Origin of the sequence: Streptomyces lincolnensis (genome assembly GCF_021173675.1) — a bacterium.
GTDB lineage: Bacteria > Actinomycetota > Actinomycetes > Streptomycetales > Streptomycetaceae > Streptomyces > Streptomyces lincolnensis_B.
In genome coordinates this window covers 737,620-763,373 of the sequence record NZ_JAIHON010000002.1, presented here as the reverse complement: position 1 = coordinate 763,373, position 25,754 = coordinate 737,620, and the positions used below count along the sequence as shown (strand labels likewise).

The following is a 25,754-nucleotide window of genomic DNA, read 5'->3' as shown; positions in this document are numbered from 1 at the left end:
ACAACGAGGGCTTCTTTCGCAAGTCACCTCGGAGAAGTCATTGCTGGCCAGCGACTTCGGAAGATAGCTTCGGGCTGCACTGCCCGTCATGTACCTGCCCGAGCGCGACCTGTGTCTCGGGCCGGTCTCGTTTCTGGATATTTCCGGAAACGCTCCTGGATGAAGTGGAGACCCCATGCCTCATCTGCGTTCCAGACCGCGTCTCGCTCTCGCCGTGCCCGTGGTGCTGTCGCTGACCGCCTCGCTCGGCTTCCTGCCGGCTGCCGCCTCGGCCGCCCCGAGCGCGGAGAAGGCCACGCAGACGGCGGACGCGCCGGCCCTGGCGTATGTCGTCAACACCAAGGTGGACCGCCGCACGATCGAGTCGGTGAAGCGGGCCGTTCCCGCGGCCGGCGGCACGGTCGTGACCACGTACGACAAGATCGGCGTGATCGTCGCCCACTCCTCGAACCCGGACTTCGCGAAGGCCATGCGTGCCGTGCGCGGGGTGCAGTCGGCGGGTGCCACGCGCACCGCGCCGCTGACCGCCGCGGGGACGACGGACGAGGGCGCGGCGCAGTTCCTGTCCGGGACGCAGGCCGCCAAGGTCGCGAGCGCCTCCGCCGCGGTGCCGGACAGCGAGCCCCTGGAAGCCGACCAGTGGGACCTGCGGGCGATCGGCGCGGACAAGGCCGCGAAGATCAACCCGGGCAGCCGCAAGGTGACCGTCGCCGTGATCGACACCGGTGTCGACGACACCCACCCCGACCTCGCCCCGAACTTCTCCGCGTCCCAGTCGGCGAACTGCGTCGGCGGCGTCGCCGACACCGCCGCGGGTGCCTGGCGCCCGTACACCCCGGAGGACTACCACGGCACGCATGTGGCCGGTGAGATAGCCGCGGCCCGCAACGGCATAGGCGTCGCCGGGGTCGCCCCCGGCGTCAAGGTCGCCGGCATCAAGGTGAGCGACCCGGACAACGGCCTCTTCTACCCCGAGAGCGTCGTGTGCGCCTTCGTGTTCGCCGCCGACCACGGTGTGGAGATCACGAACAACAGCTACTACGTCGATCCCTGGCTGTACAACTGCATGGACGACCCGGACCAGAAGGCGATCGTCGACGCGGTCAACAGGGCACAGCTGTACGCCCAGCGCAAGGGCACGCTCAATGTGGCGTCGGCGGGCAACTCCAACCACGACCTGGACTCGGACGCGATCGTCGACAGCACCAGCCCGGACGACTCCACGCCGGTGACGCGGACCATCGATCCGCACGAGTGCTTCGACGTCCCGACCCAGCTGCCGGGTGTCGTCACGGTCAGCGCGACGGGCGTGCAGAACCTCAAGTCGTACTACTCCACGTACGGCAAGGGCGTCGTCGACGTGGCGGCTCCGGGCGGTGACCGGCGCTACCAGCTGCCGGACACGCCGTCGAAGGACGGCCGCATCCTGTCCACGATGCCGAACGGCGCGTACGCCTTCCTCCAGGGCACCTCGATGGCCTCGCCGCACGCGGCCGGAGTCGCCGCGCTGCTGAAGTCGAAGCATCCGTTCGCCACGCCGGCCCAGCTCCAGGCGCTGCTCAAGGCCCAGGCGGACAACCCGGGCTGCCCCGCCTCCTACGACCAGGACGGCGACGGCACGCAGGACGCGGTGTGCGAGGGCGGCAAGCGTGTCAACGGCTTCTACGGGTACGGCATCGTCAACGCGCTGCGCGCGGTGAAGTAGCCGCTCCTGCCCACACCCCCGTCCCTGTGCACCTCAGGGCGCCCCAGGTCCCCTCAGACCTCCCGCACGGTCCGCTCGTCCCACGAACGAACTGGAGACATCCACACCATGACAGTGGTTCACCCGCGCTTCCGGCGCGCGATCACGATCCCGCTCGGGATGACCATGGCCACGGCCATGGCGTTCCTGCCCACCGCGACGGCGTCCGCGTCCGTTCTGCCCGACACGGTGCAGGGCGTCACCGGCACGGTGAACGACGTCCTCGCCTCGGTCGGCAAGGCCGACGCGGGCGCGCTGAGCTATGTCGTCAACGTCCGCCCCGGGAAGGCCCCTTCGGCCACGGTGAAGAAGGCCATCGCCGACGCCGGCGGCACGATCGTGACGTCGTACGACACGATCGGCGTGATCGTCGTCCACTCGTCGAACCCGGACTTCGCGAAGACCATCCGCAAGGTCAAGGGGGTGGACTCGGCGGGCAACACGCGCAACGCGCCGCTGCCCGCGCAGTCGACCGAGGACCTGGGGACGCCGAAGGCGCTCACCGCGACGGAGCTCGCCGCGGCCAAGGCCGACGCGGAGGCCGGCCAGGACCCGCTGGAGAACCTGCAGTGGGACCTGCCGGCCATCAAGGCGGACAAGGCGCACGAGAAGACGCTCGGCAGCAGCAAGGTCACCGTCGCGGTGATCGACACCGGTGTCGACGACACCCACCCGGACATCGCGCCGAACTTCGACCGGGCCGCGTCGGTCAACTGCGTGACGGGCAAGCCGGACACGGCCGACGGGGCGTGGCGGCCGAGCGCGTCCGAGAGCCCGCACGGCACGCACGTGGCCGGTGAGATAGCCGCGGCGAAGAACGGCGTCGGCATGACGGGTGTCGCGCCCGGGGTGAAGGTGTCCGGCATCAAGGTGTCGACCACCGCCGGCTACTTCTACACGGAGGCCGTGGTCTGCGGCTTCATGTGGGCGGCCACGCACGGCGTCGACGTCACCAACAACAGCTATTACACCGACCCGTGGTACTTCAACTGCACCGACGACCCTGACCAGAAGGCGCTCGTCGACGCCATCACCCGGGCCTCGCGGTACGCGGAGAAGAAGGGCGTGGTCAACGTCGCCGCGGCCGGCAACGAGAACTACGACCTCGCGGCCGACGAGATCACCGACCCGGTCTCGCCGAACGACGGCACGCCCTCGGACCGGGTGATCGACCCGTCGAAGTGCCTGGACATACCGACCCAGCTGCCGGGTGTCGTGACGGTCGCGTCGACCGGCGCGAAGGGCATCAAGTCGTCCTTCTCCAACCACGGCCTCGGCGTCATCGACGTCGCCGCGCCCGGCGGTGACTCGACCGCCTACCAGACCCCGGCGCCGCCCGCGACGAGCGGTCTGATCCTGGGCACGCTGCCCGGCGGCAAGTGGGGCTACATGGCCGGTACGTCGATGGCGTCGCCGCACGCCGCGGCCGTCGCCGCCCTGATCAAGTCGACGCACCCGTACGCCACGCCGGCCCTGGTGAAGGCCCTGCTGTACGCGGAGGCCGACGCCACGCCGTGCACGGACCCGTACGACATCAACGGCGACGGCAAGGTCGACGCGGTGTGCGAGGGCTCGAAGAACCGCAACGGGTTCTACGGCTGGGGCACGGTGGACGCGCTGGACGCGGTGACGAAGTAGCCGCAAGGGACGGTCAAGACCCGTCCACATATTGATCGAATCAATACTGCATAGTGCAGTAATGACTGGTATCAAGGTGGCCTGGTCCGCGGTGGGCGGCGATCCCGCCCTCGTCTCCCGGATGTCGACCGTGGTGCGGGAGGGCGCTCTGCGAGGGCGCCTTCCCGTACGGGCACTGGCGAGGGCCTGCGTGGGCGCGTGCGCGCTGGCCGCCGCCGAACTGGGCGCACGCCGGGCCGGGTTGCCCGAGGTGCCCGCCGTACGCGTGGACGACGGGGCCGTGGCGACCGCGTTCCTGAGCGAACGGCATCTGACGGTCGACGGGCGGGCGCCCGTCACCTTCGCCCCGCTGTCCCGGTTCTGGCGGACGGCCGACGGCTGGGTCCGCACGCACGCGAACTATCCGCACCATCGCGCCCGGCTGCTGGACGTGCTGGGCGTGCCCCCGGACGTGGCCGCGGTCGAGGCGGCGCTCGCCGAACGGCCCGCCCTGGAGGTCGAGGAGGCGGTGTACGCGGCCGGCGGCCTCGCCGTCGCCCTGCGCACCCCCGAGGAATGGGCCGCGCACGAACAGGCGGCCGCAGTGGCCGGACGCCCCCTGGTGGAGCGGGAGCGCCTGGACTCGGCCCACGCGCGCGTGCTCGCCCCGCTCGACCCCGCCGACGCTCCCCTGCTGCCCGCCGCGGGGCTGCGCGTCCTGGACCTGACCCGGGTCATCGCGGGCCCCGTCGCCACCCGCACGCTCGCCCTGCTCGGCGCGGACGTCCTGCGCGTGGACGCGCCACGGCTGCCCGAACTCCCCGACCAGCACGCCGACACGGGCTTCGGGAAGCGGTCCGCGACCCTCGACCTCACCACCGACCGACGGGTCTTCGAGGACCTGCTCGCGGCGGCGGACGTGGTCGTCACCGGCTACCGGCCGGGCGCCCTGGACCGGTTCGGACTGTCGGCGCCGGCCCTGGCCGAGCGGCGGCCCGGCCTGGTCGTGGCGCAGTTGTCGGCCTGGGGTGCGTACGGGCCGTGGGCCGGGCGTCGGGGCTTCGACAGCCTGGTCCAGGCGGCCACCGGCATCGCGGCCGTCGAGGGGTCACGGGAGCGGCCCGGCGCGCTGCCCGCGCAGGCCCTGGACCACGGGACGGGCTACCTCCTGGCGGCGGCGGTGCTGCGGGCGCTGACGGAGCAGTCGTACGACGGAGGCAGCCGGGTGGTCCGGCTGGCGCTGGCGCGGACGGCACGGTGGCTGACGGACGGGGCGGGAACCGGGGACGCCGACGGTGCCCTCTATGACGGTGCCGAGCCGTGGCTGGCCGAGCGGGACAGTCCGCTCGGGCGGCTGCGGTACGCCCGGTCGCCCGTGTCCTTCGCGGGCGGGCCGGTCGACTGGGCCCGGCCGCCGGGACCGTGGGGCGCCGACGAGGGGCGCTGGCACTGAGCGGGTGCCGGGCCGGAAACGTACCTATGGGCGGAATGCCGTACCGCCAGTTGTTTCCCTGCACTTGCCCTGTTCTGTCGGGCCTGGTGAAGATCTTGAGGTGACCTTGATAAGACCCGGTACCGGTGTGGCCGAAGCGAGCGGGCCCGAGCGGCGCCCCGGTACCGGCCGGGCCGTCGCCGTTCTCGTCCTGGTGGCGCTGGGCGCCTCGATCCCCCTGCTCGGGCCGTCCGTCGCGCTGCACGAGACGGGGGAGGCGGCGGCGCCCGGCGTCCGCGGCGTGGGCCTCCTGCGGGCGGTGCTGTTCGCGGCGCTGTGCGTTCCCCTGGGCGAGCTGTTCGTGCGCCGGCTGGCCCGTTCGGTGCCCGGCGCTCCCCCGGCCGGACCCCCGAGCTGGGCGCCGTACGCGGCCGGCACCGGGTTCGTCGCGGCCCTGGGGCTCGCCTCGGTGGTGGCGACGGGCAACCTGGTGCCGGGGGGCGTCGCCGAGATCGACGTGGGCGGCCTGTACGAGTCCCGGGAGGGCAAGCTCGCCCTGATCGAGGTCAACGCCTTCCTCGCGGCCGGTCTGTGCGCCCTCTCGCGCCGTCCGGCGACCCAGGTCTGGCCGCTGGCCGCGGTGATCGTGGCGGAGGCCCTGCGGGCGCATCCCGCCCCCGAGGACACCGCCCTGGTCGGCTCCGGCCTGACCCTGGTGCACCTGACGTGCGCGTCGCTGTGGACGGGCGGTCTGGTGTACGCGCTCCGGACGCTGCGGCACTGGCGGTCCTCGCCGACGGCGGGCGCCGCCCTCCTCGGCCTGTACGCGCGCGTGGCCGCCGTTCTGCTCGCCGTCATCACGGCGACCGGGGTGTGGAGTTCGCTGCGCCGCATGCCCTCCGGCACGATCCTGGAGCAGCTGACGGCGACGGCGTACGGGCGCGCCCTGCTGGCCAAGGTGCTCCTCGTCGCCGCCGTCGCCGCGCTCGCGCTGTGGGCGCGGATCCGGCTGGGCCGGGCGGCCGACCCTCTGAGCGCCTGTTCTCCCGCGCGGGCCGAGGTCGTGGCGCTGGGAATGGTGGTCGCGGTGTCCGGCCTGCTGACCGCACTCCCGTTGCCGATCCGCTGGTGACCGGGCGTCAGGTACCGAGGAGGAGGCCCGCTGCCCCCGACCGGCCCTCAGACCCCCGCCGCGCCCAGCAGTGACCCCGCCCCGTACGTCACCGCCATCGCCAGCGCGCCGCCCGCCACGTTCCGCAGCACCGCCCGCCCCGGCGTCGCCGCTCCCAGTCGCGCGCTGCTCCAGCCGGTCAGGGCGAGCGCGGCCAGGACGCAGACGACGGTGACCGGCACGCGCCCGGAGGAGGGCGGCAGGACGATCGCCAGGAGCGGCAGCAGCGCTCCGACGGTGAACGCCAGGAAGCTCGCCCAGGCCGCGTGCCACGGGTTGGTGAGCTCGTCGGGGTCGATACCGAGCTCCACGCGCGCGTGCGCCCTGAGCGCGTCACGTTCCGTCAGCTGGACGGCCGCCTCCCGGGCCACCTCCCGCGTCAGGCCCCGCTGCTCCAGCAGCTCGGTCAGCTCCGCCAGTTCCGCGGCGGGCTGTTCGCGCAACTCCCGCCGCTCCAGGGCCAGGGCGGCCCTCTCGGAGTCGCGCTGGGTGGAGACGGACACGTACTCCCCCGCCGCCATGGACAGGGAGCCGGCCAGCAGACCCGCCAGGCCGGCCGTCAGCAGCACGGAGCGGTCCGCGGTCGCCCCGGCCACGCCGACGACGAGACCCGCGGTCGAGACGATGCCGTCGTTCGCGCCCAGGACCGCCGCCCGCAGCCAGTTGAGGCGGACGCCGAGCGCTCCGCCGTGGGACTCGTCATGCGTGGGTTCGGTCACAGCCGGAGGATCGCACTCCGGGGCGCGGCGGGGCGGGACCGACGCGGTCCGGCGCCGGGAGCGAACCCGCCACCGGGCAGGGGAACTTCGGCGTCCCGCGACCCGTGCCGCCGCTCGACGCCCGAACAGGCGGACGCGGCACGGCACCTGACGGACGGGGGCCGGACCGGACTGTCAGTCGTGGCCCGTATCCTCAGGAACCATGCTCGAAGACCGCATGCCCGCAGCCTCCTCCGCCACAGACTGGCCGGCCGCGTATCCGAAGGGATACGCGGTCGTTGACGTGGAGACCACCGGCCTGGCCCGGGACGACCGGATAATCTCCGCGGGCGTCTACCGCCTGGACGCGCGCGGCGAGGTCGAGGACCACTGGTACACGCTCGTCAACCCGGAGCGCGATCCGGGCCCGGTGTGGATCCACGGTCTGACGAGCGACGTACTGCGGGGCGCTCCCCTCTTCAAGGACATCGCCGAGGAGTTCTCCACCCGTCTGGAGGACCGTGTGCTCGTCGCGCACAACGCGGTCTTCGACTGGCAGATGATCGCCCGCGAGTACGCGCGCGCGGAGCGCGAGGCACCGGTGCGGCAGCGGCTGTGCACCATCGCGCTGTCCAAGGAGCTGGGCCTGCCCCTGCCCAACCACAAACTGGAGACCCTGGCGGCGCACTTCGGCGTCGTCCAGCGGCGGGCCCACCACGCGCTGGACGACGCGCGCGTGCTGGCGGAGGCCTTCCGGCCGAGCCTGCTGGCCGCGGCCGCGGGCGGGGTCCGGCTGCCGCTGCACGAGTGCCGGCCGCTCACCGAGTGGACGGACCGGGCGGCCCCCCGGATCGGGCAGCAGTCGAGCGGCGGCTACGGCAGCTACCGGCCGACCAGTTGGCGCCCCTCCCGCAGCAGGCCCGCCTGCCCCTACCCCAACCCGGGCCGCTACGAAACGGGCAAACCACTCAAGCAGGGCATGCGGGTGGCGTTCTCCGGGGACACCTCGGTCGAGCGCGACCTGCTGGAGGACCGCGCGGTCGAGGCCGGGCTGCATGTCGCCACCTCGCTCTCCCGGCTGACCAGCCTGCTCGTCACCAACGACCCGGACTCGGGCACCTCGAAAGTGGTCAAGGCCCGGCAGTACGGCACACCGGTGGTGGACGAGGCGGCCTTCGGGCAGCTCCTCGCCGATGTGGAACCGGCGTCGGAGGGATGACCGTACGGACGGGTGATTGCCGGGCGACTCGCCCGGCGCCCGCTCGCCCGTGCCGCGCCGAGCCCCCACCCTGTGGCGCATGGCGACTTGCGAAGTGTGCGGCAACAACTACGGAATGACCTTCGAGGTGCACGCCCAGGGCGCGGTGCACGTCTTCGACTGCTTCTCCTGCGCGATCCACCGCATGGCCCCCATCTGCGAGCACTGCCGGGTGCAGATCATCGGGCAGGGCGTCGAGGTCGAGGGCCACTGGTACTGCGGCGCCCACTGCGCCCGCGCGGAGGGAAAGGCGGGCATCGTCGACAAGGTCTGACCACACCCCTGCCACCGACACGGTCCGCCCCTCCCTTCACCACACCCCTGTGCGAACACCCCATGGCCCGAGTTGTACGGTCGTGGGGTGTACCGCTTCCTGTTGTCCCGGCAGTGGGTGATCCTCACGCTGGTCGCCCTGCTGCTCATCCCCACGATGATCCGGCTGGGCATCTGGCAGATGCACCGCTACGAGGAGCGCTCGGCGAGGAACCAGCTGGTCACCGACGCGCTGGGCGCGAAGCCGGTGCCGGTGGAGACGATGACCTCCCCCGGGCACACGGTCACCTCCGAGGACCGGTACCGCAGCGTGACCGCGACGGGCACCTTCGACACCGCGGACGAGGTCGTCGTCCGCCGCCGGGTCAACTCCGACGAGACGGTCGGCTTCCACGTGCTGACCCCGTTCGTCCTCACGGACGGCAAGGTGGTGCTGGTCAACCGGGGCTGGATCCCCGCGGACGGCCCGAGCCAGACCGCGTTCCCCAAGATCCCCGCGCCGCCGAGCGGCCGGATCACCGTCACCGGGCGGCTGATGCCCGACGAGACGACCGCGGCGAGCGGCATCAAGGACCTCAAGGGCCTGCCGGACCGGCAGATCATGCTGATCAACAGCGAGGAGCAGGCGCGCCGCCTGGGCGCCACCGTGCTGGGCGGCTATCTCGCGCAGACGGCTCCCGAGCCGAAGGGCGACACCCCCGAGCTGGTCGGCCAGCCCGGCAAGGAGGACGCCGCGCTGAACTACGCGTACGCCATCCAGTGGTGGCTGTTCTCCGCGGCCGTCCCGGTCGGCTGGGTGGTCCTGGTCCGGCGTGAACTGCGCGACCGCGGGGCGGCGGACACCGAGGAGACGACGGAGGAGTCCGCACCGGCGGCGGTCTGAACCGCGTCCCACCCTCACGTGAACCGGGGCGCCCCGGGCGCCGTCACTCCCCCGGCCCTTCGCCTGATTGCCCCCTCGGCCCGCCGGGAACCCGCACTGAGTGCACCCCCTTATCGAGGACTACGCCCTCATCGGCGACGAACAGACCGCGGCGCTGGTCGGCCGGGACGGCTCCGTGGACTGGCTGTGCCTGCCCCGCTTCGACTCGGCCGCCTGCTTCGCCCGGCTCCTCGGCGACGAGGACAACGGCCACTGGAGAATCGCCCCCCAGGGTGCGGACCTGTGTACGCGGCGCGCCTACCGCCCCGGCACCCTGGTCCTGGACACCGAGTGGGAGACCGCCGAGGGCAGCGTGCGCGTCACCGACCTGATGCCCCAACGCGACCGCGCCCCCGACGTCGTACGCATCGTCGAGGGGCTCGGTGGTCAGGTCACCGTGCGCAGCACCCTGCGGCTGCGCTTCGACTACGGCTCGGTCGTGCCGTGGATGCGCCGGTCCGACGGGCACCGGGTGGCCGTCGCGGGGCCCGACTCGGCGTGGCTGCGCAGCGAGCCCGCGGTGCGCACCTGGGGCGAGGACTTCGGCACGCACGCGGAGTTCACCGTCGCCGAGGGCGAGAAGGTCGCCTTCGTCCTGACCTGGCACCCCTCGCACGAGCCGCGCCCGCCGCTGGTCGACCCGTACCGGTCACTGGAGACCAGCCTCGCCGACTGGAAGGCATGGACCGACCGCTGCCGCTACGACGGCCCGCACCGGGACGCCGTGGTGCGCTCCCTGATCACCCTCAAGGCCCTCACCTACGCGCCCACGGGCGGCATCGTGGCCGCCGCGACCACCTCGCTGCCGGAGGAGGCGGGCGGGGTGCGCAACTGGGACTACCGCTACTGCTGGCTGCGCGACTCCACCCTCACCCTGGCCGCCCTGATCGCGTGCGGCTACCACGAGGAGGCCGAGGCCTGGCGGAACTGGCTGGTGCGCGCGGTGGCCGGCGACCCGGCGGACCTCCAGATCATGTACGGCCTGGCCGGCGAGCGGCGGCTGCCCGAGTTCGAGGTGCCGTGGCTGTCCGGCTTCGCCGACTCGCGTCCCGTACGGATCGGCAACGGGGCCGTGGACCAGCTCCAGCTGGACGTCTACGGCGAGGTCATGGACTCCCTGTCGCTGGCCCGGGAGGCGGGCCTGCCCACCCGGCCGCACCTGTGGGCCCTGCAGTGCGCCCTGATGGAGTTCCTGGGCTCGGCCTGGCGGCAGCCGGACGAGGGGCTGTGGGAGGTGCGCGGGGGCCGCCGCCACTTCGTGCACTCCAAGGTGATGGTGTGGGTGGCCGCCGACCGGGCCGTGCGCACCCTGGAGGCCCACCCGGACCTGCCCGGCGACCTGGACGGCTGGCGCGCCCTGCGGGACGAGATCCACCGCGAGGTGTGCGAGAAGGGCTACGACGCCGACCGGAACACCTTCACCCAGTACTACGGCTCGCGCGAACTGGACGCCGCGCTGCTGCTCATCCCCCGTGTCGGCTTCCTCCCGCCGGACGACCCGCGCGTGATCGGCACCATCGACGCGGTCCGCGACGAACTCGGCCACGGCGGTCTGCTGCGCCGCTACAGCGCCGCCGAGAGCCCCGTGGACGGGCTGCCGGGCGGCGAGGGCACCTTCCTGGCCTGCTCGTTCTGGCTCGCCGACGCACTGCACATGACGGGCCGTACGAAGGAGGCGCGCGAGCTGTTCGAACGGCTGGTCGGTCTCGCCAACGACGTGGGGCTGCTGTCCGAGGAGTACGACCCGGTGGCGGGCGTCCAGCTCGGCAATGTCCCGCAGGCGTTCAGCCACATCGGTCTGGTGAACACCGCCCTCGCCCTCTTCGGGACCGAAGGGGCAGGATAGGGGCCATGGATCTTGGACTGAAGGACCGGGTGTACGTCGTCACCGGAGCCACGCGGGGCCTGGGCAACGCGGTCGCGCGCGAACTCGTCGCCGACGGGGCGAAGGTGGTCATCACGGGGCGGGAGGAGAAGCGGGTCGCCGACGCGGCCGGGGCGCTGGGACCGAACGCGGTCGGGGTCTCGGCGGACAACGCCGACCCGGAGGCGGCGGCCCGGCTGATCGCCGCGGCGCGTGAGCACTTCGGCGGATTCGACGGCGTGCTCGTCAGCGTGGGCGGGCCCGCGCCGGGGTTCGTCGCCGACAACACGGACGAGCAGTGGCAGGCGGCATTCGAGTCGGTGTTCCTCGGCGCGGTCCGGCTCGCGCGGGCGGCCGCCGCCGCGTTGGAAGCGGGGGGTGTCATCGGGTTCGTACTGTCCGCGTCGGTGCACGAGCCGATTCCCGGGCTGACGATCTCCAACGGACTGCGTCCGGGTCTCGCCGGATTCGCCAAGTCGCTCGCCGACGAACTGGGGCCGCGGGGAATTCGGGTCGTGGGGCTGCTGCCGTCGCGTATCGACACGGACCGGGTGCGGGAGCTGGACGGAATGGCCGCGGATCCCGAGGCCGCGCGGGCCGCGCAGGAATCGCGGATTCCGTTGCGGCGGTACGGGACGCCGGAGGAATTCGGGCGGGTCGGGGCGTTTTTGCTGTCGCCGGCGGCTTCTTATCTGACGGGGGTCATGCTGCCTGTCGACGGTGGGATGCGGCACGGGTTCTGAGCGGCTGCCTGCCGGTTTCTCAACTGACCCTTTCCGCGCGGTGCTTGACCCCGTTCAGCCGGACCTCCGCCGGGAGGGACGCGAGCCCCGCCGAATCGCGGGCGTGGGTCAGGGCCTGGGCGGTGAGGTCGCGCAGGGCCGCCGCCGGGTCCACGTGCGGCTCCAGGTGCAGCCGTACGCGGGCCTCCGGGGCGCTGGAGCGGCCGGTGAGGTGGGCGTGGGCGTGGTCGACGCCGTCCGACCGGGCCGCCTCCCCGGCGAGTACGTTCTCCAGGGCCCGCCCCCTGAGCAGCGCGCCCTCGCCGTCGCCGGTGTCGACGAGCACCTCGGAGAGCCGGCGGCGGCGCAGGACGGCGGTCAGCCACCACAGGGCGAGCAGGACGAGGACGGCGAGGACCGCGAGGACGGTCGGCCACCACCAGCCGGCGTCGCGCCAGCGGGTCCGCTCGCCGTCGCTGAACAGCACGTCGTGGCGGCCGTCGTGGATCCACCAGGAGGGGGCCGGGGCGCCCAGCCCCACGGCGAGGACGGAACCGCCGAGGACGAACAGGACGAGGCCGACAAGGCCGAGCACTACGCGGTTGACGGTCCTGAGCACCGTCCTCACCCCTTCCGGCCGGGTCGGGCCACATGCACGGACAGCGCGGGCGGGCGGGCCAGTCCCAGGCCCCCGACCGCCGCGGCGAGGGTGGCGTCCAGGTCGGCGCGGACCTCGTCCACCTCACGGAAGTGGGAGACGGCGCGGACGTCGGCCCGGGCGCGGCGCACGCGCACCCGTACGGACTGCACGCCCGAGACCTCCATGGCCCGGTCGCGCAGCACTGTGGCGGCCGCGTCCCGGTGGAGGCCGGCGCGTACGTCGGCGCGGGGGCGGCGCATCGGCAGCACGGCGCGCAGGCCGGGCGTGCAGGCGAGCACGATCAGCCACAGGCCGAGCACCCCGGCGACGCCCGCGCCGACCAGCACCCAGGTGTCGTCGAGGGGCCGCTCGGCGAGTTGCCGGGCCAGATCGCGGCGCCAGGACAGGGCGTCCCGACGGGCGCGCACGGCGGCGACGTCGTACAGGAAGGCGCCCGCGACGACCAGGAGCAGCACGGCCACGATCCCCGCGGGGACCCGGCGGGCCGACCAGAAGCGGCGGTCGCCGCCCGTCTCGCCGCCCGTGTCGTCCAGGACGGGCGGGGCTTCGGCGGGCGGGACCTCGACGGGTGGAGCCTCGTACTCCCCGCCCGTGTCGGCCGCCTTCTCGATGACCGGCAGTCGTCGTGTGGTGCCCTCGGAGCCCTGGGGCTCGCTCATCGCGTCCTCCCCTGTGCCGCGCCGTGCGCCGGAGCCAGGTGCAGCCGCTCCACCTGGACGGCGACCTCCGACACCTCCATACCCACCAACGCGCCTACCCGCTCGGCGACATGACGACGCACCCGACCGCACCGGGAACCGATGTCGCCGGGGTAGTCGAGTTCGACGTGCACCCGGATCCGGGCGACCTCGTGGTGCACCACGACACCGGCGTAGGGGGGTTCGGCCTCCGGGGACAGGGCGCCGAGCGCCTCGCGTGCCGCCTGTCCGGCGATCTTCGCGACGACCCGGTCCGCGATCCGGGTCGCGCCGCGCTCACCCGGCGGGACGGCGGTCAGGGATCCGCGAGGTTCTCCGGCGGCACCGCTCGCGGACGTCATCGCCGCCGGTCGCGGCGGTCGTCACGGGCGCGGAAGAAGTCGCCGAGCTCCAGGTCCCCCTCCAGGAACCGGCCGACGACGAATCCGACGGCGCCCAGGGCCGCCACCAGCAGGAAGGCGCCGAACCCGCCGAAATACCCGGCGAAGCCCAGCGCCATGCCGGCGATCATGCCGACCACGGCCATGCTCATGCTGCGCTCCCTAAGCTGTGGGGGTGGCTACTGGAGACGGGATTCCGGCTCCTCGTCCTCTTCCTCGGGAAGCTTCACGTCGCTCACGGCGATGTTGACCTCGACGACTTCCAGGCCGGTCATCCGTTCCACCGCGGCGATGACGTTCTCCCGTACGGCCTGGGCCACGTCGGCGATCGCCACGCCGTAGTCGACGACGATCTCCAGGTCGAGCGCGGTCTGCACCTCGCCGACCTCGACCTTGACCCCGCGTGTCACCGACTTCGCCCCGCCGGGGACCCGGTCCCGCACCGCTCCGAAGGTGCGGCTCAGCCCACTGCCCATGGCGTGCACGCCGACGACGTCCCGGGCGGCCATGCCGGCGATCTTCTCCACGACACCGTCGGCGATGGTCGTCCGCCCTCTGGTGGCCGGGTCCCCGCCGCCGCGCTTGACGGTCTTGCGGGTCTGGACCGGCGGCTCGAACTCGCCCTCGGCGCTCTGTGTCCGGTTCCGCTCCGTCATGTCGCTCATGGCCGTACTCCCCTTCCGCTCGTCTCTTCGACCACCGTAAGCGGGGTTGCGCGATCGCGCGCCAGGGATGCGGCAGGCTGGAGGAATGACAGCGGAACGGTGGGCGCGGGCAGTGCGGCATCAGCTGGGGCTCGGGAGACTGCTGCCCCTGGGCGGCGCGCGCGACGGCGTGTGGATCACCGAGCAGGCGGCCGGGGCGGTACTGGGGCGCGCGGCACGGGAGACGCGCGGGCTGCGGCTGGGTCCGGTGCGGATCGGGCTCGCCGATCCGGCGGACGTGCGCGAGCCCGCCGTACCGCCTCCGCCGGGCGCTCTGCCGCCCGGTCCGCTGCGCGTGACGGCGGAGTTCGGCGCGACGGCGTCCGCACCCCTGCCGGTGACGGCGGCGCGCCTGCGCGCGCTGGTGGTGACGGCGGCCCAGGGCCTCGGCCTGGAGGTGGCGGAGGTCGACCTACGGGTGACGGACCTGCTGGACGAGGAGCCGGAACCGCCTGCGCAGGAGCCCCGGCCCGATCCCGTACGACCCTCCGAGCCGGCCCCCGCCGCTCCGTCGAGCGGGGACGACGACGCCGGACGGGCGGCCGAAGCGGCCCTGGGTGTCCCCGGCGTGGACCGTCTGACGGACGTGCTGGGCCGCCCGGCGCACATCGCGGAACGGCAGGACGACACCGCCGCCCTGCCCCGACGGCATGTCCGGGTGGAGCTGGCGGTCGGCACGGACCACCGGGCCCTGGACGTGGCCCGGGAGGTCCGTGCGGCGGTGGAACGGGCGCTGCCGGGTCATCCGACGGTGGCGGTCCTGGTGACCGCGGTCGGATGAGCGCTCACTCGCCCACGCCGGCCAGATCCCGCAGCCGCCGGGCCTGGGCCGCTCGTTCCGCGGTGCGCTGGGCCTCGTAGTCGCGGTCCTGGGCGCCGCGCAGCAGTGCCTTCGTCTCGATGACGGCGTCGCGGGGCGCGGCGAGGACCGCTCCCGCCAGGTCGCGTACCGCGCCGTCGAGCTGGTCCAGGGGTACCGCGACGTTCGCCAGCCCCGTGCTCACGGCCTCCTCGGCCTGCACGGACCGTCCGGTCACGCAGATCTCCAGGGCCCTGGCGTATCCGACGAGCCCCACGAGGGGGTTCGTGCCGGTGAGGTCGGGCACCAGGCCCAGGCTGGTCTCGCGCATGGCGAACTGCACGTCGTCGGCGACGACGCGCAGATCACAGGCAAGGGCGAGCTGGAAGCCCGCCCCGATGGCATGCCCCTGTACGGCGGCGATGGACACGATGTCGCTCCGCCGCCACCAGGTGAAACCCTCCTGGTACTCGGCGATGGCAGCGTCCAGTTCGGCATCGGTGCCACGCGCGAGGTCGATGAACGACGGCTCGCCGTCGAAGCCCTCGGGCGTGAACGCCTGCCGGTCGAGTCCGGCGGAGAAGGACTTGCCCTCGGCACGCAGCACGACGACACGGACCGACCCCGGCAGCAGCCGACCGGCTTCGGCCAGCGCCCGCCACAGAGCGGGGCTCTGCGCGTTGCGCTTGGCCGGGTTGGTCAGCGTCACCGTGGCGATCGCGTCGTCGACGGTGAGCCGTACGCCGTCCTTGTCGAGTGCGGAAACTTCGGGACCTCGGGCAACGACGTCCTGGTCGGGCGAAGCCATGGGGTGCCTCCGATGCGTGCGGTCAGCAGAGCGATACAGCGATGCTAAGTGACTGCACAGTAACCACCCGGTCGATCAGCTGAACGACCGGGTGGCCACCATCGAAAGCCGATGGGCCGCCCGGTTCAGGACGTCGCGGCCTTCTTGCCCCTGGTCGCGCCGCCACGCCCACGAAGCGTGACGCCGGACTCACTGAGCATCCGGTGGACGAAGCCATACGAGCGGCCGGTTTCCTCGGCCAGCGCTCGAATGCTCGCACCGGAGTCGTACTTCTTCTTCAGGTCTGCCGCGAGCTTGTCGCGCGCGGCGCCGGTTACCCGGCTGCCCTTCTTCAGAGTCTCGGCCACCCGTGCCTCCTCATGGGAAGTGCGCTCTGGTCTCCTCATGATCACCCCTCCGGGGCTTCATGGCCACCCATTCGGCAAGGTCCGTAAGACCTGGTTTTGACGACAGGAGCGCGTCCCCACAAGCGGAATCCGTGATTCAACTCAGTGGCGTTCGTACCGCCGAACGGGTTCTTTCACGAATGACCAGGTCAGAGACGTGCGACGGCCGAGCCCTTGTCGATAAAGGGCTCGGCCGGGAAATGGATGTAGGACACACCTCGGTACGAGGAGATCTCACACAGATGATGGATCACCGGTAGGCCGAATGATCCATACGCTGTGGATCACGGATTCGATCAAGCGAGCGCGACGAGATCCGCGTAGTCGGAACCCCACAGATCCTCGACACCGTCCGGCAGCAGAATGATCCGCTCCGGCTGGAGCGCCTCGACGGCGCCCTCGTCGTGGGTGACCAGGACGACCGCGCCCTTGTAGGTGCGCAGCGCGCCGAGGATCTCCTCGCGGCTGGCGGGGTCGAGGTTGTTGGTCGGCTCGTCCAGCAGCAGCACGTTCGCCGAGGACACCACCAGGGTGGCGAGCGCGAGACGGGTCTTCTCACCGCCGGACAGGACCCCGGCCGGCTTGTCGACGTCGTCGCCGGAGAACAGGAACGAGCCGAGCGTCTTGCGGACCTCGACCAGGTCCAGGTCGGGGTTGGCGGACCGCATGTTCTCCAGGACCGTGCGCTCGGGGTCCAGGGTCTCGTGCTCCTGGGCGTAGTAGCCGAGCTTGAGGCCGTGGCCCTCGATGACCTCGCCGGTGTCGGGCTTCTCCACCCCGCCCAGCAGCCGTAGCAGGGTGGTCTTGCCGGCGCCGTTCAGGCCGAGGATGACGACCCGGGAGCCCTTGTCGATGGCCAGGTCGACGTCGGTGAAGATCTCCAGGGAGCCGTACGACTTCGACAGGCCCTCCGCCATGAGCGGGGTCTTGCCGCAGGGCGAGGGCTCCGGGAAGCGGAGCTTGGCGACCTTGTCGGACTGCCGGACCTCGTCGAGCCCGGCCAGCAGCCGCTCGGCACGGCGGGCCATGTTCTGCGCGGCGACCGTCTTGGTGGCCTTGGCGCGCATCTTGTCGGCCTGCGAGTTGAGCGCGGCCGCCTTCTTCTCGGCGTTCTGCCGCTCACGCTTGCGGCGCTTCTCGTCGGCCTCGCGCTGCTGCTGGTAAAGCTTCCAGCCCATGTTGTAGACGTCGATCTGGGCGCGGTTGGCATCCAGGTAGAACACCTTGTTCACGACCGTCTCGACCAGGTCGACGTCGTGGGAGATCACGATGAAGCCACCGCGGTAGGTCTTGAGGTAGTCGCGCAGCCAGACGATCGAGTCGGCGTCGAGGTGGTTGGTCGGCTCGTCGAGCAGCAGGGTGTCCGCGTCGGAGAACAGGATGCGGGCCAGCTCGATACGGCGGCGCTGACCGCCGGAGAGAGTGTGCAGCGGCTGGCCGAGCACCCGGTCGGGCAGGTTGAGCGCGGCGGCGATGGTGGCGGCCTCGGCCTCGGCGGCGTACCCGCCCTTGGTGAGGAACTCCGTCTCCTGGCGCTCGTACTGCTTGAGGGCCTTCTCGCGGGTGGAGCCCTGGCCGTTGGCGATCCGCTGCTCGTTCTCGCGCATCTTGCGGATCAGTACGTCGAGGCCGCGCGCGGACAGGACGCGGTCGCGGGCGAGGACGTCGAGGTCGCCGGTGCGGGGGTCCTGCGGGAGGTAGCCGACCTCGCCGGAGCGGGTGATGGTGCCGCCGGCCGGGACGCCCTCGCCGGCCAGGCACTTGGTGAGGGTGGTCTTCCCTGCGCCGTTGCGGCCGACCAGGCCGATGCGGTCGCCCTTGGTGACACGGAAGGTGGCGGACTCGATGAGGACGCGGGCACCGGCGCGCAGCTCGATACCGGAGGCGGAGATCACGGACAGACTCCAGGGCGGATATGGGGGGCGGGATGGACGGCTGAGGACGTTCCCGCCGTCTAATGCGCGAGGAGAATGGCCATGGGGCCAGTCTAACGGGGCCGTGCAACCACTTTTTCTGCGTTCGCGTGTTCGATCACCGGCCCCACCCTGCCCCGCCCGGCCTCACCGGCGCGGGGGCCGTTGTCAGTGGTCCCTGCAAGACTGGGCAGCAGGTGATTTTCCGGGAGATCCGGCAGTTCCGGGAGAGATCACCGATTTCCGGCATGCGGTCACGAGGGAGTGATGGACATGGCAGGCACGGGCGGCGGGCGTCCCAGCATCTACCCCACCCTGATCTACGCGGACGCCAAGGCGGCCATCCGGCAGCTCACGGAGGCCTTCGGCTTCACGGAACTGTCCGTGTACGAGGACGAGAACGGCGCGGTGGTGCACGCCGAACTGGTGCAGGGCAACGGCGCGGTGATGCTCGGCTCCAAGGGCACCGGCAGCGCCTACGACAAGGCGATGAAGGAGGCGGGCCCGACCGGGGTGTACGTCGTCGTGGACGACGTCGACGCACACCACCAGCGGGCCGTGGAACACGGCGCGGAGATCCTGATGCCCCCGACCGACCAGGACTACGGCTCACGGGACTACATGGCCCGCGACGCCGAGGGCAATGTCTGGAGCTTCGGCACCTACGCCCCGGAGATAGGGGCGTAGCAGGCCGTCAGCTTCCTCCGGTGTGCACCTGGAAGGCGGCCCGGCGGACGGCCTTGGCCAGGGCCGGGTCGGGGTGCGCGGCGGCGAGGGCGACCAGGACCTGCACGGTGCGGGGGTGGCCGACGGCGCGCACCTCGTCGAGCAGGGCGGGGACGGTCGGCTGGAGGGCGGACTCCAGGTGCCGGACCAGCATCGGGGCCTCGCCGTGGTCGGCGACGGCGGCCGCGGTGTCGACCCACAGCCAGGTGGCCTCCTCGCGGGTGAGGACCTCGTGGGCGTCCTCCGGGTCGATCCCGTCGTGCTCGGCCAGCCACAGCAGGGCGTACGGCCGCAGCGTCGGCTCGTCGGCCACGGAGCGCACGTCGGGCTCGGCGGGGGCGCCGACGACGCGCAGGGCCTCGAAGGCGAGGCCGCGCAGCAGGGCGTCGTCACCGCGGGCGGCGTCGATCAGTTCGGTGACGGCGTTGCCGACGGGGCGCGCGGCGAGCCAGGCGCGGTACTCGGCGCGGGCCGCGTTCGGGCGCAGTTGGGCGCAGCCGCGGAGCATGCCCTCGGCGGCCTGCTCGATGTTCCCGGCGGGGCTCTGGGCGGCCACGCAGATCTGCTCCAGCTTGACCCAGACCGCCCAGCTGCCGAGCGGGGTGAGCGTGGCCTGTCCGTGGCCGTAGGTGAGGGCGCCGACGGAGGCGAGCGCGCGCAGGGCCCAGTCGAGGAGGGGGGCGAGCGGGGCGTCGGGCTCGGGCCGCGGTGCGGCCTCGGACTCCGGTCGCGCGGAGGCGAGGTGGAGCGCGGCGGACTGCGCCGGCTCGGCCTCCGCGAGGGCCGGGTGGGCCGGGTGCGTCGGGTGGGCGGGTTCCGAGCGAGGGCCGTAGGGGATCTCGCAGCGCTCGGTGCGCAGTTCGGTGACCCGCTGTTGGAGGAGGTCCAGGAGCTGTTCCTCGGGCACGGGGCCGGCGGACAGCTGGAGGAAGGAGAGCACCTGGGGCATGGCCGAGACGACCTCGGCGACGGCGGCCGGCTCGTGGTCGGTGGGTTCCGGGTAGGCCAGCGACCAGGCGTCGAAGAGGGCGACCCAGCCGCGCAGCACGGCACTGTCGTCGCGGTTCCAGGCGCGCAGCCGCCAACCGGGGCGGGCGCTGTCGCCGTGCACCTCGACGAGGCCGGCGAGGCGGGCCGTGTCCCAGTCCGCGCGGATCTGATCCGGGGTCAGGCCCAGCTCGGCCGCGGCCCGTTCGGCGGTCTCGTCGGAGAGGGTGCCTTTGCCGTCGGAGGTCGCGCCGTCCCGGCCGGGGTGGAGTGCGGCGTCCGCCCAGCGGGCGACACGGGCCGCGGCTGCCAGGCCGGAGCGCGCCATTCTGGCCAGTTCCGCGGGGGCCGGTGTGCCTTCCGGGGGCCGGGGCGCGGGGCGGCGTGGGCGCCGCTGGTTCACAGCTGAGGGGGCGGCGGCCAGGGGTCGCGGGCGGACGAGTCGAAGCCTGGAGTCGCGCGGGATACGGGACGTCACGGGTGCAGTCTTCCGGTTGACGGTCCGAAAACCCAAACGGAATGCCACGGCGGGCCGGGGGGAGGGTCTGCGGCGGGCCGTCGCGGGAGGACGAAGTACGAGATCAGGCCAGTGGTACGGGGTTAAACGGAACCTGTGGGACCGGGTGTGGAGGGGGGTGTCGTCGGTGGGACGTCGGTGGGTGCGGGGAGCGTGCGGGGGCGCACGGGGATCGCAGGGGATCACATGGGGATCACATCAAGGGGGTCAGGAAGCGGCGCAGTGCTTCCTCGTACCCCTTCGGATCGGCGTTCCACATGGCTCCGTGGGGAGCGTCGCGGACGGTGTGGAGGGCGACCCGGTTGGGGTGGGCGTCGGCGAGGCGGCGGGAGTGGGCCCAGGGGGCCACCCGGTCGTCCGGGCCGTGGATGATCAGGGTGGGCGCCATGGGGCGGTGGCGGTCGGGAGTGCCGGCCGCGGTGCCGGCGGAAGTGTCGGCCGCGGTGTTGGTGGCGGTGTCGGTGGTGGGGCGGCGGCCGTGCAGGCCGGTGCGGCCCTGCGCGGCGCGCACCGCCAGGGGCAGCAGGGCGCCCGGGGTGCGGCGGGCCGAGGCGAGGGCGCGCAGGGTCGTCTCCCAGCTGAGCACCGGGGAGTCCAGGATCAGTCCCGAGACGCGGTCGCGCAGCTCCGAGTGGGCGGCCGCGCGCAGCGCCATGGTGGCGCCGGTGGACCAGCCGTGCAGGACGACCTGGCGGGCGCCGCTGTCGACGGCGTGGTGGATCGCGGCGTCCAGGTCCCGCCACTCGGTCTCGCCGAGGTGGTTCAGGCCGTCCCGGGGGTGGGGTGCGCCGGGGTCGCCGCGGTAGGCGAGGGCGAGTACCGGGAAGCCGTGGTGGTACAGGAACTCCATGACGTTCAGGGGGAGTTCGCGGGTGGTGCCCAGGCCGTGCACCGCGATCACCCAGGTGGTCCGCACGCCGGGTACGAACCAGGCGGGCAGGGGGCCCAGTTCGCCGGGGACGTCGATGTCGGTGTGGTCCAGGCCGAGGGCGGAGGCGGGGTCGCCGACGTGGAGGTTCGGGGTGAGCCAGACCTTGTCGCCGGGTTTCAGGGTGCCGTGGGTGACGCGTTCCAGGCGGCGGACGACCGTGTCGGCGGAGTGGGTCTCGGTGCCGAGGACTGCGCCCACTACCGCGTGGGAGCCGTCGCCGCCGAGGCCGTAGGTGCCGGGGCGCAGGGTTGCCAGGTCGCGGGTGAGGGCGATGCGGCCGGCCGCGGTGGCGTGGACGGTGAGCCGGGGTTCGGTGGGCAGGGGGCGGCCCGGGGGCGCCTTGAGCGCGGCGTTGCTGGCGAGCCGTCCGGCGGCGACACTCGCCGCGGCGGCGGCCAGGGTCGCGGTGACGACAGCGGCTGTTGCTTTGACGGTGCGCACCTGTCCAGTGTCCTGGTGCGTCTGGGTGCGGGCCAGTGGGCGGGGGCCTTCTGTGGTGGGGTGGGGTTGTTGCGTGTCTGCGGGGCGGTGGGGGCTGGTGTTCTGCGCAGTTCCCCGCGCCCCTGGATGCCTGCGGCGCGCTGTGCGGCCCCGGTGGGGGCGGATGTAGCGCCTACGGTTGTGTGGTGGGTCGGGGCCGGGTCGGGGGGTCTCCGTCCTCGGTCCGGCGGAACTGTCTCTCCGGGCAGTACCGCGTGTCGGACGCCGGCCGCTGCGGGCGGACACCCCCCGCCCCGTCCCCTCACCGCCGTCGGCGGCCGCCACTCTCGATCGCCGGGCGACCTTCCTCACCTAAGGGGCGCGGGGAACTGCGCGACCAGCCCCCACCCAGCCGCAGCCGCTCTACGACCTTCCGCGGCACCGGAATGGGCGGCTACGGCCGCTGACCGTACCCCCGCAGCCGCTCCCCCGCTTCCGTCACCTGGGCCTCCGTCAGCAGGTGGGGGGTGAGGCCCGGGACGGAGGAGGCGGTGAGCCAGAGGTGGCACATCCATTCCAGTTGGGCCGTGCGGTCGTAGGCCTGGGAGAGGCTCGGGCCGTGGGCCATCGTGCCGTGGTTCTGGAGGAGGCAGGCGGAGCGGTCGGTGAGGGCGTGGAGCATGTTCTCGGCCAACTCGTCGGTGCCGTAGGTGGCATAGGGGGCAACCCGGACGGCTCCGCCGAGTGCTCCGGACATGTAGTGGATCGCCGGGAGCTCCTGGACGAGTGTCGAGACGGCGGTGGCGTGCACGGCGTGGGTGTGGACGACGGCGCGGGCGTCGGTGGTGCGGTAGACGGCGAGATGCATGGGCAGTTCGCTGGTGGGGACGAGCGTGCCGAGCACCTGTCGGCCGTCGAGGTCGACGCCGGTGATGTCGTCCGGGGCGAGCCGGTCGTAGGGGACGCCCGACGGGGTGACCAGCACGGTGTCGTCGACGCGGACGGAGACGTTGCCGGAGGTGCCGACGACCAGGCCGTCGGACACGGTCCGGCGGGCCGTCGCGACGAGTTCCTCCCAGGCATGCGCCTCCTCGGGGCGCACACTCCGGCCGCACGACTCCCCCACATCCCGCGCGCTGTCCCGGACGCCTCGCGCGCCCCCCGTGTCCCGCTGCTCCTCGGCCATGCCGCGATCCTGCCAGGGACGCTGTGGACCTGGCGCCGGGCGGGGGCACTTTAGGCCGGAATCCCTAGATCCGAAAGAGCACATATGGGCATACATGGGCCTCTTCGATCACTTGGCCAGAGATCGTCCGGGATTCGGTGATCTTCCAGTAGCCTCTGGGGGATTTGTCGTGCACGTAGCCATTCCGGGGGGACATATGGCCCGTGATCGCAATCCATCCCGCCGTCGCAGGCGCGCGCTGGCCGCGTCCGTGGCGGCGCTGACCGTCGGGGGCATCGCCCTCGCCGAGACTCCGGCCTCGGCGGCGAGCCTGCCGAAGGGGCACGACGTCTCTTCCCATCAGAAGAACGTCGACTGGCAGAAGGCCAGGTCGAAGGGCGCCAGGTTCGTCTACGTCAAGGCGACCGAGTCCCACACCTACCGCAATCCGTACTTCGGCCAGCAGTACAACGGGGCGCGCGAGGTGGGCATCATCCGCGGGGCGTACCACTTCGCGCTGCCCAACAGATCGTCAGGCAGGACCCAGGCGGCGCACTTCGTGCGCAACGGCGGCGCCTGGAGCGCGGACGGACGGACGCTGCCGCCCGCGCTCGACATCGAGTACAACCCGTACGACAAGAAGCGCAAGTGCTACGGCCTGAGCAAGGCGAAGATGGTCAGCTGGATCAAGTCGTTCAGCGATGAGGTGAAGCGGCAGACCGGTCGCCGGCCGGTGATCTACACGACCACCCATTGGTGGAACACGTGCACAGGGAGCAGTCGAGCCTTCGGGTCCAACCATGCGCTGTGGATCGCCCGCTACGGCTCCGCGAGCGCGGGGGCGCTGCCGGCCGGCTGGTCGTTCTGGACCATCTGGCAGTACGACAACAGCGGCGGTCTGCCGGGTGACCAGAATCTCTTCAACGGGTCCCAGGCCCAGTTGAAGAAGTTCGCCAGGGGCTCCTGACCGCGCGCCGCACGGGCCGCACGTTCCGTTTGGCGTCCGGCGGAGTGACAACCGCCGATTCCATACACCGTGCGGCCCGCCTCAGTTCATCTTCCGTTCATCCAGGTTACTTACGTTCGTCCAGCCAATGACCTCGAACGATTGCCTGGGTAAATGGAAAACTTCTCGCTGATCCTCGCGATTGTGGTAGTAACCGCACTCGCGTTCGATTTCACGAACGGTTTCCACGACACCGCCAACGCGATGGCCACGACCATCTCGACCGGCGCACTCAAGCCCAAGGTCGCGGTGGCCATGTCCGCCGTGCTCAACCTTGTAGGCGCCTTCCTCTCGGTGGAGGTCGCCAACACGATCTCCAAGGGTCTCGTCGACGAGAGCGGCATCCGTCCCGAGGTCATCTTCGCCGCCCTGGTCGGCGCGATCCTCTGGAACCTGCTGACCTGGCTGGTCGGACTCCCCTCCAGTTCCTCGCACGCCCTCATGGGCGGTCTGATCGGCGCCACCATCGCCTCGGCCGGCATGGGCGCGGTCCACGGCGACGTGCTCGTCACCAAGGTCCTGATCCCGGCGATCGCGGCCCCGATCGTCGCCGGCCTCGCCGCGATGCTCGCGACCAGGCTGTCGTACTCGCTGGGCAGGAAGGCCGACGGAAAGGCCGCGGCGAAGGGTTACCGCACCGGCCAGATCGCCTCGGCCGGCCTGGTCTCGCTCGCCCACGGCACGAACGACGCGCAGAAGACGATGGGCATCATCACCCTCGCCCTGGTCGCCGGCGGCGCCGTCGCCCCGGACTCCGACCCGCCGATGTGGGTCATCCTCTCCGCGGGCATCGCCATCGCGCTCGGCACCTACCTCGGCGGCTGGCGCATCATCCGCACCATGGGCAAGGGCCTGACCGACCTCCAGCCGCAGCAGGGCTTCGCCGCCCAGACCAGCGCGGCGACGGTCATCCTGGCCTCCTCCCACCTCGGTTTCTCCCTCTCCACCACGCACTCCGTCTCCGGCGCGGTGATGGGCGCGGGGCTCGGCCGCAAGGGCGGGGTCGTCCGCTGGTCGACCGCGACCCGGATGTTCGTGGCCTGGGGCCTGACCCTGCCGGCGGCCGCGCTGGTGGGCGCGCTCGCCGAGTACGTGACGGGCTTCGGCGCGTGGGGCACGGCCGTCGTCGCCGTCTTCCTGATCGCCTCCAGTGCCGCGATCTGGAAGGTCTCCCGGCGCGAGGTCGTCGACCACACCAACGTCAACGAGACCGACGAGACGCCCGGCGTGGTGACCACGGCGATCGCCGCCGTGACCCCGCCGCCCGCGGGCACGGTGACCGAGGACCTCACGGCCACCATCCCCGCCCCCACGGCCGACGCCGCCCCGTCGACCGCCACCACCGTCTGAGCCCGGCACGCCCGGTCACGTCCGGTCCAGCCCGGCTGAGAAGGAAGTAGAAGCATGAAGATCGACTGGGAAGCGCTCGGCTCCGTCTTCGGTGTCAGCCTCGTCGTCACCGTGGCCCTCGTGGCCCTGTTCACCCTCGGCATCATGGGCCTGTCCCGCCAGGAACGGGCCACCGCCCAGGGCGGCTCCGCGGCCCTGGCCGTGACGGGCGCGTACGCCTGCTTCGCCGCCTGCGCGGCGGCGGTCGCGTACGGCATCTATCTGATCGTGGCCTGAGGCCGCCATCCGGTCGTGGCCTCGGGCCACGCTCCTTCAGACCTTCCGGGCGGGCACGGGACTTCGGTCCTGGCCCGCCCGGTGGGCGTTCGCCGACGCGCCGATGTGGGCTTGTCCACACTCCGCTCCCGCAGGTCAACGGCAAGTTGACTGCTGTTCCGGGCCCGTGGTGGACTGCCGGAGCCAATACGGCGGCAGGAGAGGAAGCCGGTGCGAGTCCGGCGCGGTCCCGCCACTGTCACCGGGGTAGGAAGCCCCGGGAGCCAGGAACTCTCGCCGCCGGTCTCGTCGAACCAGGGCGTGGACACCCTGAGTGAGGACATGTC

At 72.4% G+C, this 25,754-nt stretch carries 26 protein-coding genes and 1 riboswitch; of the genes, 14 read left to right on the top strand and 12 right to left on the bottom strand.

From position 1 onward, the window contains the following. Positions 1 to 175 precede the first annotated feature (175 nt). From K4B79_RS06980 to K4B79_RS06965, 4 genes are all read left to right on the top strand, one after another. The gene (locus K4B79_RS06980; protein ID WP_232025372.1) at positions 176 to 1,705 is read left to right on the top strand and encodes a S8 family peptidase; all 1,530 of its coding nucleotides are present in this window, start codon (positions 176 to 178) and stop codon (positions 1,703 to 1,705) included. Positions 1,706 to 1,813: 108 nt separating this feature from the next. After that, positions 1,814 to 3,382 carry a S8 family peptidase gene (locus tag K4B79_RS06975; protein ID WP_232025371.1) on the top strand — a complete coding sequence of 523 codons (1,569 nt, stop codon included), beginning with the start codon at positions 1,814 to 1,816 and terminating at the stop codon, positions 3,380 to 3,382. Between the two features lie 61 nt (positions 3,383 to 3,443). Further along, positions 3,444 to 4,814 (top strand): CoA transferase, encoded by a 1,371-nt coding sequence (locus K4B79_RS06970; protein ID WP_232025370.1) that lies wholly within the window; start codon positions 3,444 to 3,446, stop codon positions 4,812 to 4,814. Positions 4,815 to 4,914: 100 nt separating this feature from the next. Continuing rightward, a complete protein-coding gene (locus tag K4B79_RS06965) occupies positions 4,915 to 5,925 on the top strand; it encodes a CopD family protein (RefSeq protein ID WP_232025369.1) in 1,011 nt (336 codons plus the stop codon). Positions 5,926 to 5,972: 47 nt separating this feature from the next. On the opposite strand, the gene K4B79_RS06960 is transcribed toward K4B79_RS06965, so the two are convergent. After that, a complete protein-coding gene (locus tag K4B79_RS06960) occupies positions 5,973 to 6,683 on the bottom strand; it encodes a VIT1/CCC1 transporter family protein (RefSeq protein WP_232025368.1) in 711 nt (236 codons plus the stop codon). A gap of 202 nt (positions 6,684 to 6,885) precedes the next feature. Here K4B79_RS06960 and K4B79_RS06955 point away from each other — a divergent pair, with 202 nt between their 5' ends. The 5 genes from K4B79_RS06955 (at position 6,886) to K4B79_RS06935 (ending at position 11,722) form a co-directional block, all read left to right on the top strand. Beyond that, entirely contained in the window at positions 6,886 to 7,881 is a 996-nt protein-coding gene (locus K4B79_RS06955; RefSeq protein WP_232025367.1) for a DEDDh family exonuclease, read from the top strand. A 79-nt stretch (positions 7,882 to 7,960) separates the two neighbouring features. Beyond that, positions 7,961 to 8,194 carry a hypothetical protein gene (locus K4B79_RS06950; RefSeq protein ID WP_232025366.1) on the top strand — a complete coding sequence of 78 codons (234 nt, stop codon included), beginning with the start codon at positions 7,961 to 7,963 and terminating at the stop codon, positions 8,192 to 8,194. Positions 8,195 to 8,281: 87 nt separating this feature from the next. Continuing rightward, on the top strand, positions 8,282 to 9,076 hold the full coding sequence (locus tag K4B79_RS06945) for an SURF1 family cytochrome oxidase biogenesis protein (RefSeq protein ID WP_232025365.1): 795 nt from the start codon (positions 8,282 to 8,284) through the stop codon (positions 9,074 to 9,076). A gap of 100 nt (positions 9,077 to 9,176) precedes the next feature. Continuing rightward, positions 9,177 to 10,961: a glycoside hydrolase family 15 protein gene (locus tag K4B79_RS06940; RefSeq protein ID WP_232025364.1), complete on the top strand. Its 1,785-nt coding sequence runs from the start codon at positions 9,177 to 9,179 to the stop codon at positions 10,959 to 10,961. Between the two features lie 5 nt (positions 10,962 to 10,966). Beyond that, positions 10,967 to 11,722, top strand: coding sequence for an SDR family oxidoreductase (locus K4B79_RS06935; RefSeq protein ID WP_232025363.1), 756 nt, complete (start codon positions 10,967 to 10,969; stop codon positions 11,720 to 11,722). Between the two features lie 19 nt (positions 11,723 to 11,741). Here K4B79_RS06935 and amaP read toward each other — a convergent pair whose 3' ends face one another. Genes amaP through K4B79_RS06910 form a run of 5 tightly spaced genes read right to left on the bottom strand, consistent with a single transcriptional unit; the run spans position 11,742 to position 14,105 of the window. Then, complete coding sequence (gene amaP, locus K4B79_RS06930; protein ID WP_232025362.1) at positions 11,742 to 12,329, bottom strand: alkaline shock response membrane anchor protein AmaP; 588 nt, start codon at positions 12,327 to 12,329, stop codon at positions 11,742 to 11,744. Continuing rightward, complete coding sequence (locus tag K4B79_RS06925; RefSeq protein WP_232025361.1) at positions 12,326 to 13,021, bottom strand: DUF6286 domain-containing protein; 696 nt, start codon at positions 13,019 to 13,021, stop codon at positions 12,326 to 12,328. Before K4B79_RS06925 ends, amaP begins: the two co-directional genes overlap by 4 nt. After that, positions 13,018 to 13,401, bottom strand: coding sequence for an Asp23/Gls24 family envelope stress response protein (locus K4B79_RS06920; protein ID WP_232025360.1), 384 nt, complete (start codon positions 13,399 to 13,401; stop codon positions 13,018 to 13,020). Before K4B79_RS06920 ends, K4B79_RS06925 begins: the two co-directional genes overlap by 4 nt. Then, positions 13,398 to 13,592 (bottom strand): hypothetical protein, encoded by a 195-nt coding sequence (locus K4B79_RS06915; RefSeq protein WP_232025359.1) that lies wholly within the window; start codon positions 13,590 to 13,592, stop codon positions 13,398 to 13,400. The genes K4B79_RS06920 and K4B79_RS06915 overlap by 4 nt, the downstream gene beginning before the upstream one ends. Positions 13,593 to 13,619: 27 nt before the next feature. Continuing rightward, entirely contained in the window at positions 13,620 to 14,105 is a 486-nt protein-coding gene (locus K4B79_RS06910) for an Asp23/Gls24 family envelope stress response protein (RefSeq protein ID WP_067430125.1), read from the bottom strand. 85 nt (positions 14,106 to 14,190) lie between these two features. On the opposite strand from K4B79_RS06910, the gene K4B79_RS06905 reads away from it, so the two are divergent. Further along, positions 14,191 to 14,925, top strand: coding sequence for a nucleopolyhedrovirus P10 family protein (locus K4B79_RS06905; protein ID WP_232025358.1), 735 nt, complete (start codon positions 14,191 to 14,193; stop codon positions 14,923 to 14,925). Positions 14,926 to 14,929: 4 nt separating this feature from the next. On the opposite strand, the gene K4B79_RS06900 is transcribed toward K4B79_RS06905, so the two are convergent. The 3 genes from K4B79_RS06900 to K4B79_RS06890 all read right to left on the bottom strand — a co-directional run bounded on the left by K4B79_RS06900 (position 14,930) and on the right by K4B79_RS06890 (position 18,032). Next, a complete protein-coding gene (locus tag K4B79_RS06900; RefSeq protein WP_232025357.1) occupies positions 14,930 to 15,751 on the bottom strand; it encodes an enoyl-CoA hydratase/isomerase family protein in 822 nt (273 codons plus the stop codon). Positions 15,752 to 15,876: 125 nt separating this feature from the next. Beyond that, positions 15,877 to 16,098: a helix-turn-helix domain-containing protein gene (locus K4B79_RS06895; protein WP_010355597.1), complete on the bottom strand. Its 222-nt coding sequence runs from the start codon at positions 16,096 to 16,098 to the stop codon at positions 15,877 to 15,879. Between the two features lie 335 nt (positions 16,099 to 16,433). Continuing rightward, entirely contained in the window at positions 16,434 to 18,032 is a 1,599-nt protein-coding gene (locus K4B79_RS06890; RefSeq protein WP_232025356.1) for an ABC-F family ATP-binding cassette domain-containing protein, read from the bottom strand. Between the two features lie 291 nt (positions 18,033 to 18,323). Here K4B79_RS06890 and K4B79_RS06885 point away from each other — a divergent pair, with 291 nt between their 5' ends. Next, on the top strand, positions 18,324 to 18,737 hold the full coding sequence (locus K4B79_RS06885; RefSeq protein ID WP_232025355.1) for a VOC family protein: 414 nt from the start codon (positions 18,324 to 18,326) through the stop codon (positions 18,735 to 18,737). A 7-nt stretch (positions 18,738 to 18,744) separates the two neighbouring features. Here the strand turns inward: K4B79_RS06885 and K4B79_RS06880 are convergent, their stop codons facing one another. From K4B79_RS06880 to K4B79_RS06870, 3 genes are all read right to left on the bottom strand, one after another. Then, positions 18,745 to 20,241 (bottom strand): hypothetical protein, encoded by a 1,497-nt coding sequence (locus tag K4B79_RS06880; protein ID WP_232025354.1) that lies wholly within the window; start codon positions 20,239 to 20,241, stop codon positions 18,745 to 18,747. 232 nt (positions 20,242 to 20,473) lie between these two features. Next, a complete protein-coding gene (locus K4B79_RS06875) occupies positions 20,474 to 21,652 on the bottom strand; it encodes an alpha/beta hydrolase (RefSeq protein WP_232025353.1) in 1,179 nt (392 codons plus the stop codon). Positions 21,653 to 22,085: 433 nt separating this feature from the next. Beyond that, positions 22,086 to 22,817: a class II aldolase/adducin family protein gene (locus tag K4B79_RS06870; protein ID WP_232025352.1), complete on the bottom strand. Its 732-nt coding sequence runs from the start codon at positions 22,815 to 22,817 to the stop codon at positions 22,086 to 22,088. Between the two features lie 196 nt (positions 22,818 to 23,013). Here K4B79_RS06870 and K4B79_RS06865 point away from each other — a divergent pair, with 196 nt between their 5' ends. The 3 genes from K4B79_RS06865 to K4B79_RS06855 all read left to right on the top strand — a co-directional run bounded on the left by K4B79_RS06865 (position 23,014) and on the right by K4B79_RS06855 (position 25,428). Next, entirely contained in the window at positions 23,014 to 23,763 is a 750-nt protein-coding gene (locus K4B79_RS06865; RefSeq protein WP_232025351.1) for a lysozyme, read from the top strand. Positions 23,764 to 23,916: 153 nt separating this feature from the next. After that, positions 23,917 to 25,152, top strand: a complete 1,236-nt coding sequence (locus K4B79_RS06860; protein ID WP_232025350.1) for an inorganic phosphate transporter — start codon at positions 23,917 to 23,919, stop codon at positions 25,150 to 25,152. A gap of 54 nt (positions 25,153 to 25,206) precedes the next feature. Next, complete coding sequence (locus K4B79_RS06855; protein ID WP_232025349.1) at positions 25,207 to 25,428, top strand: hypothetical protein; 222 nt, start codon at positions 25,207 to 25,209, stop codon at positions 25,426 to 25,428. 153 nt (positions 25,429 to 25,581) lie between these two features. Beyond that, positions 25,582 to 25,720: riboswitch (cobalamin riboswitch) on the top strand. The last annotated feature ends 34 nt before the right edge of the window (positions 25,721 to 25,754 follow it).

Coding starts and splice junctions, on each gene's coding strand:
- K4B79_RS06980 (WP_232025372.1), top strand. CDS start 176: ATGCCTCATCTGCGTTCCAGACCGCGTCTCGCTCTCGCCGTGCCCGTG.
- K4B79_RS06975 (WP_232025371.1), top strand. CDS start 1,814: ATGACAGTGGTTCACCCGCGCTTCCGGCGCGCGATCACGATCCCGCTC.
- K4B79_RS06970 (WP_232025370.1), top strand. CDS start 3,444: ATGACTGGTATCAAGGTGGCCTGGTCCGCGGTGGGCGGCGATCCCGCC.
- K4B79_RS06955 (WP_232025367.1), top strand. CDS start 6,886: ATGCTCGAAGACCGCATGCCCGCAGCCTCCTCCGCCACAGACTGGCCG.
- K4B79_RS06950 (WP_232025366.1), top strand. CDS start 7,961: ATGGCGACTTGCGAAGTGTGCGGCAACAACTACGGAATGACCTTCGAG.
- K4B79_RS06935 (WP_232025363.1), top strand. CDS start 10,967: ATGGATCTTGGACTGAAGGACCGGGTGTACGTCGTCACCGGAGCCACG.
- K4B79_RS06925 (WP_232025361.1), bottom strand. CDS start 13,021: ATGAGCGAGCCCCAGGGCTCCGAGGGCACCACACGACGACTGCCGGTC.
- K4B79_RS06920 (WP_232025360.1), bottom strand. CDS start 13,401: ATGACGTCCGCGAGCGGTGCCGCCGGAGAACCTCGCGGATCCCTGACC.
- K4B79_RS06915 (WP_232025359.1), bottom strand. CDS start 13,592: ATGAGCATGGCCGTGGTCGGCATGATCGCCGGCATGGCGCTGGGCTTC.
- K4B79_RS06910 (WP_067430125.1), bottom strand. CDS start 14,105: ATGAGCGACATGACGGAGCGGAACCGGACACAGAGCGCCGAGGGCGAG.
- K4B79_RS06905 (WP_232025358.1), top strand. CDS start 14,191: ATGACAGCGGAACGGTGGGCGCGGGCAGTGCGGCATCAGCTGGGGCTC.
- K4B79_RS06900 (WP_232025357.1), bottom strand. CDS start 15,751: ATGGCTTCGCCCGACCAGGACGTCGTTGCCCGAGGTCCCGAAGTTTCC.
- K4B79_RS06885 (WP_232025355.1), top strand. CDS start 18,324: ATGGCAGGCACGGGCGGCGGGCGTCCCAGCATCTACCCCACCCTGATC.
- K4B79_RS06870 (WP_232025352.1), bottom strand. CDS start 22,817: ATGGCCGAGGAGCAGCGGGACACGGGGGGCGCGCGAGGCGTCCGGGAC.
- K4B79_RS06865 (WP_232025351.1), top strand. CDS start 23,014: ATGGCCCGTGATCGCAATCCATCCCGCCGTCGCAGGCGCGCGCTGGCC.
- K4B79_RS06860 (WP_232025350.1), top strand. CDS start 23,917: ATGGAAAACTTCTCGCTGATCCTCGCGATTGTGGTAGTAACCGCACTC.
- K4B79_RS06855 (WP_232025349.1), top strand. CDS start 25,207: ATGAAGATCGACTGGGAAGCGCTCGGCTCCGTCTTCGGTGTCAGCCTC.